This window comes from Bacteroidales bacterium, assembly GCA_014860585.1.
Classification (GTDB): domain Bacteria; phylum Bacteroidota; class Bacteroidia; order Bacteroidales; family 4484-276; genus RZYY01.
Genome location: JACZJL010000121.1, coordinates 1 through 13936, shown reverse-complemented (window position 1 = coordinate 13936; position 13936 = coordinate 1). Strand labels below are relative to the sequence as shown.

The 13936-nt window shown below is 42.3% G+C and carries 9 protein-coding genes; 1 reads left to right on the top strand and 8 read right to left on the bottom strand.

All coding sequences use genetic code 11. The features are described 5' to 3' along the window. The 4 genes from IH598_13040 to IH598_13025 all read right to left on the bottom strand — a co-directional run. Nucleotides 1-605 (bottom strand): aminotransferase class IV (locus IH598_13040; GenBank protein ID MBE0639435.1); only part of this gene is annotated, 605 nt, incomplete at its 3' end. 75 nt (nucleotides 606-680) lie between these two features. Beyond that, a complete protein-coding gene (locus tag IH598_13035; protein MBE0639434.1) occupies nucleotides 681-2750 on the bottom strand; it encodes a 2-oxoisovalerate dehydrogenase in 2070 nt (689 codons plus the stop codon). A gap of 669 nt (nucleotides 2751-3419) precedes the next feature. Continuing rightward, on the bottom strand, nucleotides 3420-4697 hold the full coding sequence (locus IH598_13030; protein ID MBE0639433.1) for a hypothetical protein: 1278 nt from the start codon (nucleotides 4695-4697) through the stop codon (nucleotides 3420-3422). A 52-nt stretch (nucleotides 4698-4749) separates the two neighbouring features. Then, entirely contained in the window at nucleotides 4750-5445 is a 696-nt protein-coding gene (locus IH598_13025) for a hypothetical protein (GenBank protein MBE0639432.1), read from the bottom strand. A gap of 106 nt (nucleotides 5446-5551) precedes the next feature. On the opposite strand from IH598_13025, the gene folP reads away from it, so the two are divergent. Further along, nucleotides 5552-6394 (top strand): dihydropteroate synthase, encoded by an 843-nt coding sequence (gene folP, locus IH598_13020; GenBank protein ID MBE0639431.1) that lies wholly within the window; start codon nucleotides 5552-5554, stop codon nucleotides 6392-6394. A 107-nt stretch (nucleotides 6395-6501) separates the two neighbouring features. Here folP and IH598_13015 read toward each other — a convergent pair whose 3' ends face one another. From IH598_13015 to IH598_13000, 4 genes are all read right to left on the bottom strand, one after another. Beyond that, nucleotides 6502-7236, bottom strand: coding sequence for a DUF3298 domain-containing protein (locus IH598_13015; GenBank protein ID MBE0639430.1), 735 nt, complete (start codon nucleotides 7234-7236; stop codon nucleotides 6502-6504). A 3-nt stretch (nucleotides 7237-7239) separates the two neighbouring features. Then, complete coding sequence (locus IH598_13010) at nucleotides 7240-7935, bottom strand: noncanonical pyrimidine nucleotidase, YjjG family (GenBank protein MBE0639429.1); 696 nt, start codon at nucleotides 7933-7935, stop codon at nucleotides 7240-7242. 141 nt (nucleotides 7936-8076) lie between these two features. Then, the gene (locus IH598_13005; GenBank protein MBE0639428.1) at nucleotides 8077-10467 is read right to left on the bottom strand and encodes a T9SS type A sorting domain-containing protein; all 2391 of its coding nucleotides are present in this window, start codon (nucleotides 10465-10467) and stop codon (nucleotides 8077-8079) included. 110 nt (nucleotides 10468-10577) lie between these two features. Further along, nucleotides 10578-13936 (bottom strand): DUF11 domain-containing protein (locus IH598_13000; GenBank protein MBE0639427.1); only part of this gene is annotated, 3359 nt, incomplete at its 5' end.

The window sequence follows — 13936 nt, the reverse complement described above, 5'->3', positions numbered from 1 at the left end:
ATGTGCATGCGCGTAACCCCTTTCAATATACCTTCCGAAGGGGTGATCAGTTTTCCTTGCTTTATGATGAATATGTTAGCTCGGGTCGTTTCAGAAACTGCGCCGTTGTTGTGATAAAGCACCTCCGTTGCACCCTGTTTTCTGAGTTCAGGCATCATACTCAGGGTTGGCAGGTAAAAAGTGGTTTTGATTTCCGGTCTGAAACGGATGTAATCAAGCAACATCAACTTAATTCCACCGATCAAATCTCCCGGATGATGCGACATTGGAAGATTCAGGATTAACAAGTTCTGGCCGGTTGGGGTATACAAATCCTCGGAGTAGCCGCCGGTAAGCAGCAATTTGATGCCCGAACGTTCGGGTTGATTCTGCTGAATTAAATACCGGATTTTTTCTTTGAGTTCCTCCCTGGATAATTGAAAATCAAGGTTTAGCATCTTAGCCGAGTAAAAAAACCTGTCCAGGTAATCTTCAAAAAACGGAATACTGCCATGAACGGCAAGGAAATAATCAAAAATGCCATAGCCGCGTTGCAGCCCGATATCCGAAACATGCAAATGCGCTTCGTTGTAAGGAACAAACCGGTCGTTGATGAGGCAAAGCAAAATTCAAAAATTTGATTGAATAGCTGTTTTGATTTGCCGCAAAACTAACCGAAAAAAATAACAGACGATTACAGATTAAAAATCCAGCACTTTTTTGGCTGCATGATAAACGCGATCAACATCAGGGAGAATGGCTTTTTCTAGAATGCGATTAAAACCGACCGGAGTGAATGTGGAGCCAACACGTTTAACAGGAGCGTCCAGGTATTCAAAGGCTTCTTCAGATATAATTCCCGCAATTTCGCCTCCAAACCCGCCAAACACCTTGTCCTCATGAACGACCAGAGCTCTGCTGGTTTTTCGTACCGACTGCAAAATGGCCTCTTTATCGAGTGGAATCAGTGAACGGAGGTCAAGTACTTCAACAGATTTACCTTCCTCTTTTTCAAGTTTATCAGCAGCTTTCAGGCAAAGATGTGTGGCATTACCGTAGGTGATCATAGTAAGATCAGCGCCTGTGCGGCGGATTCGTGCAATACCAAACGGAACTTCAAAATCATCCGGAACCTCGGTCTCAGCCATCGGATCGTTGTACAATGTTTTGGGCTCAAGAAATAAGGTTGGCCCTTCGGAGCGCATACTGGTACGCAACAATCCTGCTGCATCATCGGCAAATGAAGGATAAACCACCCGGATACCCGGAAATGTGGTCAAGGCGCCTTCAATGGTTTGTGAATGGTAAAGCCCTCCTCCAATATACCCTCCAGAAGCCAGGCGAATAGTGACGTTTGGAGAAAACTTTCCGTTGCTCCGCCAGTAGTCATGAGTCAATTCGACGAACTGTTCCATAGCTGGCCAGAAGTAGTCAGCAAACTCAGCCCCTTCGATCACGATCCTGATTTTTTTGTCGAACCGGGACATTCCATTCGCTGTACCAACAATAAAATCCTCAGCAATAGGGGCATTGAATACCCGCTTTGGCCCAAATTCCTGCTGCAAGCCTTTGGAAACATTAAAAATTCCGCCTTTTTCTTTATTTGCCATATCCTGCCCCCAGATAAAAGTATCCGGGTTGTGACGAAACTCAGCTTTGAGCGTCGAATTCAGCGCTTCGATCATTTTAATTCTTTTACCGTCGCCATTGTGCAACCCTGTCGGATATTTTTCCGAAACATAAGGCGCCGGTATAATGAAGTCGAAGATCGATTTTGGATCAGGATCGGGAGCTTTCAACACCTTTTTGTGAGCAGCCGAAATTTCACTTTTTGCCTGCCCATCCAGTGCATCAAGCTCCTGATCAGTGAAAATACCTGCATAAACCAGCCGCTCTCTGAATTTTCTTAATGGATCGAGCAAGTCCATTTCTGCAAGTTCTACATCATCACGATAAAGTTCATGACGATCGGAATTGGAATGCGATCCCATCCTGATGCAGTTGGCATGGACGATAACAGGCAAGCCTTCCTCTTTGGCAATGCGTTTTGCTTTATGCATAGCATTCATCGAACTGAACGGGTCTTTACCGTTAGTGTAAATTACCCTCAGGTTCTTAAATCCATGAAAGTTGTCGGCTGCGCGGGAGTTTGCAGTTTGTTCCTCTTTTGGCACCGAAATACCGTACCCATTATCCTGAAAAACAAAGATAACCGGCAGTTTCTCGGTAGCAGCCCCATTAATGGCCTCATAAACATACCCTTCAGAAGTCGATGATTCGCCCTGCGAACTGATGGCAACCGCATCGGCGCCGTAATATTTTATCGCCCTGGCAACACCCACAGCATGAAGCGTATGGTTGCCGGTGGCTGAAGAAACGTTGTGAATGTTCCATTCCGGCTTGGCAAAGTGGTTCGACATATGTCGCCCTCCACTCGCCACATCAGTGGCTTTGGAAAGTCCGTTAAGCAGTATTTCCTCAGTAGTCAATCCCGCTGAAATGGCGGTGAGCATGTCTCTGTAATAAGGAAAAAGATGATCTTTATTTTTTTCAAATGTCTGTCCAATAGCAAGTTGGATACCATCGTGGCCGGCAAATGGCGCATGATACGACCAACCCAATGCCTGCCTGAGGTAATTGGGCGCTTTATTGTCAATCTGTCGGCCAAGCGTCATCAGGTAATACCATTTCTTCAGCGTCTCTTTATCAGTGCTTTTAAGGGTAAAAACCTTGTCTTCTTTATCAAGTGTGAATTGTTTTCTATAGTTCATTGTAAAATATATGTTGTTCTAATAAATTCAATTTGCAAAAAGAACACCTTTTCGCTGGGTTTGTTCAGCTTTTGTCGTTGCAAAAGTAAACATAAGCCTCAACATAAAGGTTCGATGTAAGAAGGTGTTTTGATCAAAACCTTATCACCTTGCCGTGCATTGCCTGGCTGCCAGCTATTCTGCGCAAGATTTATTTTACTTTAATGAAAGTTAAAGTGTCTTTCTGTAATTCACTACTTCCAAAGAAATTACCAATTCTAAGTATGGTCTCATCTTTGGACAGGTCGAAATAATATGAATGATATCTTAAATCTGATGACAGAAACCAATTGATTAAAATCCTATCATTATCAAGCTTATACCAATAAGGCCCGGAAAGGGGCTTAGGTAGCCTCGTGGTGTCATTTAGATCAAACCCTCGTGTTAAATGAAATATTGGATTTTGACCATCATACTCCGGTAAAAAAAGCAATGAATCTGATTTATTTATTTTTTCAACCCAAATTCCAAAAACTGGACTTTTCTTGATTTGACTTTTTTGACAAACTCCAGAAATCATTAAAATGAAATAAAATAAACCTAAAAAAAAATATTTGACCATTGATTTACATTTCTTTAATATCGAATGTTCAAAATTATTAAAAACGTTTGCCAAATAATCACACCATTTTATCTTTCGGCAAAGTACTCTTGTTCAAGCACTCCCCATTCAGGCAGGTCGTTATGATGCCACTTTTTGACGATGACCCCGTCGTGTATGAGAAATAAGCCAGGGTTAGCTCTTATCATCGTTTTCAGTTCGATATCATCGGAATAATGAAACTGCATGTCGGGTGAAAGAGCCTGGCTGACAATAAATTCCTGAATCTGTTCTTCCAAAGTGGCTGTCAGAACAATGAACTGGATGCCTTTTTGCTCGGCACTCAGGTACAATTGATTGATGAGTTGAAAAGCATCCTTATCCGATTTATCTAAATTCCATGCCACTGCAATGAAGTGATAATCCGGATTTTGCATGATGTATTTTGTTAGGTCTTCTCCATAGAAATCAATCACAGAGAGGTTCATCCCATTCACTTTATTTGGATCATCAATCCGCTGGCTGACAAATTCCCAGTTTTCGAGCCACTCGGGATCGTCAAACGGATAATCTGGCGACAAATACTCTTTGGTTTCGCCCGTGATTTTGTTTCGATAGGTAAGATAATTCTTTACTGGCTGCGGATTTTCAGGGGTAAGGCGGTTACCAATCTTGTATGGCCTGAAATCAAGCATAGGAAGGTTGATATAATTCATGTATTGAAATCCGGTAAACAAAATTGCCAATGTTGCGGCAAGTCGCCATTCTGTTGCACTTCTGAATACAGAAAAAACTTTAAACCGTCCCAAAAGGACAATCAATACAAAGACATTAATCGCAAGATTTTTATAAAAAGTCTGCCAGTTGGTCATAATCACGGCATCACCAAAACAGCCGCAATCAGGCACAGGATTGTAGATTGCGTCATAAAGTGTAGTGAGTGTAAACACGCCCATCATAAATGCAACCAGCCAGGGGGTAATTTTATGTTTAATGTTCAATAACATGAGTCCCCCCAACAACAATTCAGTTGCATTTAAAGTGAATGATAAAAAAATGGACAGTCCGAAACCATAATTGATCCTATACACATCAAGATAATCTTCGATCTGATAGGCAGTTCCTAAAGGATCAACAGCTTTGACAAAACCTGAGAACAGGAAAAGTAAACCAATCAACACCTGGCTAGTCCGGATCATACCCAGAGAAAAAATTCTGCGGTAGCGCACAACCAGGATCATTTCAAACAAAAGAAGAATAAGGAATAACAGGTTGAAACCTTCAAAAAAATAAATAAGAAAAGCGGAGAAAAGCGTAACTATAACTATAGTCCACCCGGTGATTGCTCTCAAAGTACCCTGAGTCATCATTGTTTTTTAAAAATTAATACTTGATTGGAAAATAAAAAAGCCAGTTGAACTACTTTCCACCAGAATCATCGGTTTCAGATTTTTTATCCTTTTTTGGTTGCTTTTCAGGTTTACCAGGTTTTTCCTGTGTTTCCATTTTTTCGGGCTTTTCAGCTTTTTCAGGCTTTGGAGGTTTTTCGTCTATGCCGGTCGCCTGGTTCAATTCTTTCTGCGCTTCATCGAGAGATTTCTGTGTAGGTTTCAACTTTGAATTGGCGGTTTTGTGTTTTTCCTTGCTTTTAACCAGGTTACTTTTCCCCTTTTCGTAGGTACGTTCTGCTTCTTTAATCTTGTTATCTATCTCTCTCAATTGTTCTCTGTGACTAGCATCCAACTCTCTTACCTGCTCGCGCACCCTGTCCTTCTGAATGCGGTCGTCTGTTTTAAGTTGCCGCTCAAGGTCTTTTTTTTCAGAAGCATAGTTTTTTACCAGGGCTGATTTTTCGGTGTTCCACTTTTTTAAATCAGCCTTAGCACCATCCATCATCTGTTTCCCTGAAGCTGCGAGGCTGTCAGCCTCTTCAACGCCGGTTTGCGCCCTGGCTAATGAGGCTTCTGCACGTGCTACTTTTTCTGTTGCCCGCTGGAGTTGCTGTTCTTCGCGTGAAAGTTTGACTTCTTCAACCTGCTGGGCTTTTCCCATGGCGGTAAATAGTATTACCAACGTCATCGTCATTGCTAATTTTGAAAATGCATTGATTATCATATCTTTATAATTTTAAATGATAGATTGAGAAAATATTTGCCAAAGATAAATTGGTTTAATTTAGCGGCATGTTAACGAAACGTAAAAGTTTGTTTAAAAATATAGAATGAACGCAAAACGAGAACTTAAGTGGCAAGGCAAAACACTTGACCTTAGTAAACCTGTGATCATGGGGATTCTCAACTTTACTCCTGACTCGTTTTATGATGGAGGAAAATTGCCGGAAATCCGGTATGCCCTCGATCATGCCATGGAAATGGTTGTGCAGGGAGCTGCCATCATTGATATTGGCGCCGTCTCGTCAAAACCGTTTGCCAGTTACGTCTCTGCTGATGAAGAATGGGAGCGGCTTTCAGGAGTTTTATCCGGCTTAAGATCAGTACTTCCTCAAACCATTCTATCCGTCGATACGTTCAGGGCCGAAATCGCAAGACGGGCAGCTGAAGCCGGCGCCGATATGATCAATGATATCTCAGGCGGGCAGATGGATGCTGATATGTTTCCTTTAATAGCCAGACTTGGCATTCCATACATCATGATGCACATGCAGGGGACCCCTCAAACTATGCAGAATGATCCAAAATACAAGGATGTTGTGGAGGAGGTTTATAAGTTTTTTGTGCATAATCTTGATAAACTAAAGGCATTGGGAAGTAATGCTCCGGTTATACTTGATCCTGGTTTTGGTTTTGGAAAATCTGTGGAACACAATTACCAGCTATTAAAATCGCTGCACCGCTTCCAATCGCTTGAATGCCCTATCCTTGCAGGGATTTCGCGTAAATCGATGATCAATAAAATATTGGGGATTAAACCTGACGATGCACTCAACGGGACCACTGTACTGAACACGCTGTGTTTATTACAAGGAGCTGATATTCTTCGTGTCCATGACGTCAAGGAAACCCGACAGGCCATCCTGCTTGTCGATTATTACCGGCAAATTTGACATTTTAACTTCATCTGAAACAGAGATTTTTCCGGACTTATTTAGTATCAGCAAGAAAACCCTAAATGTTGAAAATCAAATTTAATGGGTTTTCTTGCCGGTACTATTTATTCTTTTTCCCAGGCATAAAGTCCTGCGGTTTTTAGCTCTTCAATGGGGACTTTTATTGTTGCCGTTCCGCAACTATATGGCCCCAATTCGTATGCTTCAAAGTAAAACACAACATGGCCAGGATCAATGGCAAATCTTGTAAAATCATTGCCAACAGTTGGTTTGGTAAAAAAACAGCTATCCGGATTTTCGAGGTGCTTAGCCAGCAGGTTCTCTAATTCAATCATTTTGTCAGGCACTGACACATCGACCAGGTCATCAAGTTTCAGCATCCGGTTGTTAATCAAATCAAAATTGAAAGTGGTGATGGCGGTAAAACCATGTGCTCCCAACGCATAGCTATAGGTTTCAAACTTTACGCTGATCAGCGCATTGGTTGTATCCATCACTTCATAACGATTCATCAAAATAAAATAGCCTGATGCACCTGTTTCCTGAATCATTTTTCTGGCGCCAACGGTGTCAGTACTCCAAAAGCGAACCATGGTTTCATCCAAAAAAGTGCTCATGGCTGTATTGAGTTCAACAAGGTCGCCATTTGACGGGTCGTCTGGAATAAAAACGGTATTCTGAATATCTATTTGAAAATACAACGAATCCATAGCCGTCATTTCCTGATGGCTCAAAGTGTATGGTAATCCAACGATTTCAGCTTTCGTATTAAATAACCGACAGCTAAAGGATGTGAACAGAAGGGCAAATGCAATCGTAAATAGAAAGAAAATTCTCATTGTTTAAAGGAAATGGGTTAGTTCAAGGAGATCGAAAATTTCGTGCGTAACGCCTCCATTGTGAGGCTGTTTCTCAGGGTTGAAAAACACTGCATCCAACCCTGCATTTGAAGCGCCTTTGATATCGGTTTCTATGTCATCGCCAATCATCAGGCTTTCGTGAGGCAATGCTCCCACAGTCTTTAACGCATAATTAAAAATTCTGGGGTCGGGCTTTTTGCTGCCGGCAGCTTCTGAAGTGATCACGTGACGAAAATATCTGCGCAAATTGCTGTTTTCCAATTTTGTGTATTGTACCTCTTCGAACCCGTTGGTAATGATATGCAGTTCATAGCGCGCTTTCAGGTACTCAAGACAAGCAATGGCATTGGGAAACAGGTTGGTCTTTTTGGGGCTGATGGTCACATAATCGTTTCCGATATGCTTCGCCAGCACCGGGTCGTGGATACCGAAATCATTTAGCGTGACTTCAAACCGTCGCCAGCGCAGGTACTCTTTTTCAATTTTTCCATCACGGTAAAGCGCCCACAGTTCGTCATTGTGTTTCAGATAGCTCCTTACAAATTCATCAAGGCTTATCACACCTTTTCCCTTGAGGTCAAATTTAATGTAAATGTCAGTAAAAGCTTCATGGGCATTTTTTTCAAAATCCCACAGTGTGCTGTCAAGATCAAAAAAGAGGTGTTTATAAACCTTCATTATCATGGATATTTTTGCAAATGTAGCGCTTTTGGTCCTACTGGAAATGACAAAGGCAGCTTCACTGGTATGAAGCCGCCTTTAAACAAATCTTTAATGAATATCTTCTTATCTGCCTGATTTAAAATTGTTTTTAAAATTTTAATTAATGATCAGCTTTCTGAAATACATCTTTTGTCCGGCCTCAATTCTGATCATATAAACACCTCTGGCTACCCCGCCTAAGTTAAAAGAAGCAGGGAGAGTCGTTTCGACCTTGTTAACTTCTTTTCCAAATGAATTATAGATTTTAATTTTTGCTACACCTTCCAACCCGTTGATGGTAAACTCACCTTGCGTCGGGTTGGGATAAACGATCAGGAAGGAGGCATCAATGATGATAACACCTGTTGAGGAAACTTTCATCAAATTTACTTCCGACAGCCCGTTGGTTTCGAAGGAGCCCTGATCCATAGCAGGATTAAATGTAACATCCAGGTCCAAGAGCTCGCCTGTTGAAGGCCTGTAAACGCTGAAAGTAATCGCTTCCTGCTCCATAAAACCATCGACTTCATCTGAATAAGAGTCATTTCCCTGCAAACTGATGGCAAACGAGTTGGATGGATTTTTAAATTCGAACAAACCGGCACAAAGGCCATCCTGTGTAAAACCACCAATGATATCGCCAGTTTTGAGGGGATTTTCTTCAAGATTGAATGCCACCAGGTGTGAAGCCGGTGTATAGGTTACCATGTTCCATGGTGTGTTGAGTTGATTAAAATTGTCGGGCTTAATGGTGGAAATGTTCTTTTGCTGTTGCGAAAAATCAATGGTTGCAGGACTGCTCAGACTTACAATGTATGCTTTTCCGGGTTGAAGGTTACCAATAGTATTGATGTTATAGGCCGGCCAGTAAACACCAACACCGGCTACTTCCTTTACGACAACCAGACCAGTAACACCGCTGAATAAATCTTCGATATTAAACGGTACGGCAGATAATACCGGCATGATGCTCCATCCGGCATTAAGTTCCAATGGAGTTCCTGTTATGGCATCTCCACAAATTGGCAATACGGCAATATCAGATGATCTTGCTATGTAACCAGAAAATGGATTCCATTGGTTAAGTGTGGTGATACCCAGATCCGGCCAGTAGATGCCATCAAAATTGTAAATCACATTTAATTGCTGACTTACGGGGTCTAAAACAGAGCTCATAGTCTGGTCAGAAGGAAGAATATAGCTGGAGATTCCGCTCCATCCCATCGAAAGCTGAACCTGCTGGTCATCGGTTACAGTTACACTAAAATCGCAGCAAAGTTGCTCATTGGTGAATGGATTGATAACGCAGTAGTTAATGAAATGTGTACCTATTCCTGCAACCATTGGGTTAAACAGTCCGGTGATCATCCCATTTCCGGCAAAAATACCACCACCCGGCACAGCACCTGTAAGTGCAAAAGGTTGCTCGCTTAAACAAACCGTCATATCAGGAGGACATTGGAAAACCGGATCAGTCACTTTAACCTGTATATTGGCTGTTTTAAAATTATCCGTATTTTCATATTCGTTCAAACGGTAAGATAATGAATACAAACCGGCAGGAGTTGCAGGGGGGATGATGAGGTTACCTTCAAATGACAATGTGGCTCCATTGATCCCTCCATTATTGCCAATGGTCAATTCGACCTGAGCGGGATTGGGCTGGTATCCGTTGATAAGGTCATTAAGCAAAACGTTTCCTGCATTACCACCTTCAAAACTGCAAACAGCATTTTGAGAGAAATCGTCGTCATTAGCAACCAGAATTATGCATGGAGCAACACAATTGGTTGATATTGGGGCGCCAAACGGAGTTCCGGATTCGGCATCGTAGTCCCAGTTAAATTGAACGACATTTTCGTTGACAGATGCTGAGTAAGCAGGTGGAGGTGCAACTACGGATATCACTACACCATCGCTGCCGGGAAGGAAACCACCGTTCATCGGGTCCTCCTCAAGGTCCCAAAGCAGACTTGGGCAAAAACCATCCTCAAATGTTGCTACCGGTTCTTTAATCTCAAAACAAATACTGTACAACCTGGTCCATCCTGTTGTAGAGATGTAAACAGGTGGTGCAGATGAATTGATCAGCTGCATAGCGCCATTTACATATGTAGCCGCTCCATTGAAGGAAAACATTAATGCTCCGCTTACTGCATTACCAGAAGTTACATTTGGGGGATTTGGATTAAAAGGACCATATCCATTGACAAAATTGGTCATATTGATGAATTCGAGGACATTACCGTCGTAAAAAAAACGGGTATTCATGCCGAAGATTCGCTTATCAGGCGCATCTGACTGAAATTCAACATCCACACAATAAGTCATGTTTCCGCAGTCAATCTGAGGATTGGCGAAACGCACAGTAATTAGTGGTACCTGGGCATAGGTTGAAAGCCCTGATAATAAGAGAAAAGCGAATACCAAGAAAGTAAGTCTTCTCCCGATTCCCGGAACATTAAGCCTGAACATCTTTTGTGAAAGAGAAAGTTGAAATGTTTTCATAATTTTAGGAAATTATTGATGATTATAATTTTTTGTGACGCAAAGATAAGTCAATATTTTTAAAAGATACATGGATGGCAATATATTTATTACCATCCATGTAAAAATTTTTAGTCCCTGGATACACTGGTGAATTGACCATTGTTAAACTCCCAGATGGTGCGGTCGTTAAAGTTCACATCACCATTAAGGTTGAAGTCGCCAATCCTGTAGTAACCAAAGATACCGTTCTCCCCCCCCCAGAACACCCTGTCGTCAGAATTGATATCAGTGTCGGACTGCGAGGTGAAAGATTGCTGGCCATTGCCTCCAAACATTGCAAATACTCCAGGTAGTACCTCTTTTTGTCGGACAAACAACTGCGGAAATAAAACATCAGGATCGATATAACTTTGCTTGTTACGGAAGTCATAGGTAATCTTATTGTTGACAATTTCAACATCCTCATGCGACATAACGATCAGGTGGTTGCGATGTTCGATCACAATCCAGTAGGAACTGTTTAAGTTGAGGCCACAACAGGTAAATGATCCGTTCACAAATTCAATCGTACCGTCTTTGTGCAGCAATGCAGCAGCCTGGCAAACAGGACCTCCCACTCCTTTTGGATTATCACGCAATGATACAAGCACCCAGTCAACTACAGTTGAAGGATAACCTGCATCACCATTCGCAGCAATTCCGTCAGAATCGAATCCGACACCTTCAGTACCGAAATAGAACCAGGGAGCGGCATTGTAGGGTTGTCCTGCAGGTGTGTATTGGGTTCCAAAGAAAAAATCATTAAATGTCTGACCTGGAAGGATATGTTTATTATTCAGATCAGTTCGCATCGGAAGAGCGTAGACTGCCATACCTGATGGGCTAATAGCCGCTCCTTCAAGATAAACCCATGCCTCTATCGCAACGCAGTCAAGATAAATGATTGCTGTTGCATCATCAGCAACCGGCCCTCCTATCGGATCCTCACCATTAGCAGTCACAGTGTTGGTTACTGTTCCATTGGAAACATCCTGAGAAGTAGTGAAATAAATCTCCGTATAAACCAGCTCCTGATTTGGTGTAAGGGTCAATGTAGTGGTATTCAGACCAGTTAACGGATCGGTTACCAGCACATCATTTAAGATGACGTTACCCGTATTTTTCACAGTAATTGTATAAGAAATAGCCTCGCCCACTTCAGAATAGGTTTGAGGATCGGCAGTTTTGGTGACTGTCAATTCAGGATACATGACAAACACCGTGACAACTGCATCATCACAATTGGCCGGATTAAGTACTTCACATATTTGGTATGTTATCGTGTAAAGACCTCCGGGGGTATTCGCAGCAACACCTAAAATCCCTGTGTTGATGTCAATTGAAACACCAGGATCAGTAGCAGGATTCACAATTGAAATCTGAACATCACTGATATCCACCGGTAAATCATTCAACATGTCATTATCCAAAACATTCCCAATATTTGCATTACCCGTATTTCCATAAACGAAACCAAAATTGTCATTTTCGGCCAAAATCGGAGCTTCGACAACAATCACACTCACCAGCGCTTCATCGCAATTAACAGGATTAAAATCTTCACAAATCCTGTAGGTAATTGTGTAAACGCCGGCGGGAGTCTGCGGTGGAATATTCAGATTACCCGTTAAAGGATCGATTGATGGAACCGGACCACCATTTATCGGTACTGCTGGAATCACAATTGAAATATCAATTTCGCTTACAGTTGCCAGGTTTCCGTTAAACTCATCATTGTCCAGCACATTACCTGCATTGGGGTTGCCGTCGTATCCGGTAAAAGGACCATAGTTATCATCTTCAGCAAGGATATCATTAAATACCGCTGTAATGATTTCGGAGGCTTCATTTTCAACCGGATTACCCTGAGGATCCTCTCCTGCTGCAGTCGCGGTGTTGGTTACAGTACCATTGATAAGATTCTGGAGTGTTATAAAATAGGTCTCAACATAAGTCAACTCTTCATTTGGAGAAAGGGTCAGCGTGGTAGTGTTCAAGCCGGTCAGCGGATCAGCTACGATAACATTATTCAAGGTTACATTGCCGGTATTCTTAACTGTGATCGTGTAGGTTACCGGTTGTCCAAGGACACTGTAAATCTGCGGATTTGCCAGTTTTGTCACCAGAATTGATGGCTCTTTGTCCTTCACATCCACTATTTCAGCATCGAAATCCTGGTAATCATCGCCGTTGTAAGTGGCAGTTGCAGTCGCAGTATTCACAATGTCCAGTTGCAAGTCAATGTCTTCCTGTGTGACTTGATAGGTCGCTGTGAAAGTGACTGTTTGTCCAATCCCAAGTGAAGGAATACTTGCAGGATTAATGTTACTTAGCGCTCCTGCTCCACTGTGAAGGTCGGCCACTGTAACGTTACTCATTACCACATTGCCAGTGTTGGTCACTTCGTAGGTGTAGGTTAATATCTGGCCTGTAACTACTTCTGTAATATCATCAGCAAATTTATTGAGGAAAATTGATGGATTTGCAGTGGTTAGAATTACTGTTTCATTTGCAGAAGCTGTAAAACTTTGACCGGCAAAAGTTGCAGTGGCAGTAGCTGTATTTACGATATCAAATTGTGCATTAATATCTTCTTGAGTAACAATATAGGTGGCAGTGAAAGTAGCAGACGATCCAACAGCAAGCATTGGGATTGATGCCGGGGTGATAGCACTCAGGCTACCAAAACCACTGTGTAAATCGGCGACAGTAATGTTATTCATTACCACGTTACCTGTGTTGGTGACCACATAGGTATAGGTAATTGTTTCATTGACAACAACATTACTGGTTTTATCTGCAGTTTTGGTCATGCTGATTTGCGGATTGGCAGTAATGGTAGTCGTTACCGTTGACATATTGTTTCCTGTAATTACCTCCTGCGTACTTGTAATCACAGTAGCAGTATTGGTAAGGATGGCGCCATTGGCCAACTCACCAACTACGGCGGTTATGGTAAGGGTTTGTGATGCACCGGCTGCCAGAGTTCCCAAATTCCAGTAGGGTGAATTCCAACTTCCGGCAGTAGCAGATGCATTTGCTGAAAGCAATCCAGCGGGCAGGTTATCTGTTGCCACAACATTTTGCGCATCCGAAGGGCCGAGGTTCTCCACTGTAATGGTGTAGGTAAGTGTTTGACCCGGAATTACAGGATCCGGGGAATCAACTTTCGTAATTTTCAGGTCAGTCAGATCAGTGACATTGTTGGTTGCCGCAGAACTGTTGTTATTTGGATTTGGATCGAAAGACAGGGTACTTGTTACAGTCGCAGTATTGACGATCTGGCTTCCTTCGGCAGCAGATGGATTCACCTGTCCGCGAATCTGAAGGGAGAAGGTATTGCTGTTGGTTGAAGTACCTACAGTTCCGATGATGTACTCCCCTGTCCAGGGATCCCAGCTTAAGCCGTTATCAACCGAAAATTCAGGATTTAAAACAACACCAGGGA

Coding starts and splice junctions, on each gene's coding strand:
- IH598_13015 (MBE0639430.1), bottom strand. CDS start 7,236: ATGAGAATTTTCTTTCTATTTACGATTGCATTTGCCCTTCTGTTCACA.
- IH598_13005 (MBE0639428.1), bottom strand. CDS start 10,467: ATGAAAACATTTCAACTTTCTCTTTCACAAAAGATGTTCAGGCTTAAT.
- IH598_13030 (MBE0639433.1), bottom strand. CDS start 4,697: ATGACTCAGGGTACTTTGAGAGCAATCACCGGGTGGACTATAGTTATA.
- IH598_13035 (MBE0639434.1), bottom strand. CDS start 2,750: ATGAACTATAGAAAACAATTCACACTTGATAAAGAAGACAAGGTTTTT.
- IH598_13010 (MBE0639429.1), bottom strand. CDS start 7,935: ATGAAGGTTTATAAACACCTCTTTTTTGATCTTGACAGCACACTGTGG.
- IH598_13025 (MBE0639432.1), bottom strand. CDS start 5,445: ATGATAATCAATGCATTTTCAAAATTAGCAATGACGATGACGTTGGTA.
- folP (MBE0639431.1), top strand. CDS start 5,552: ATGAACGCAAAACGAGAACTTAAGTGGCAAGGCAAAACACTTGACCTT.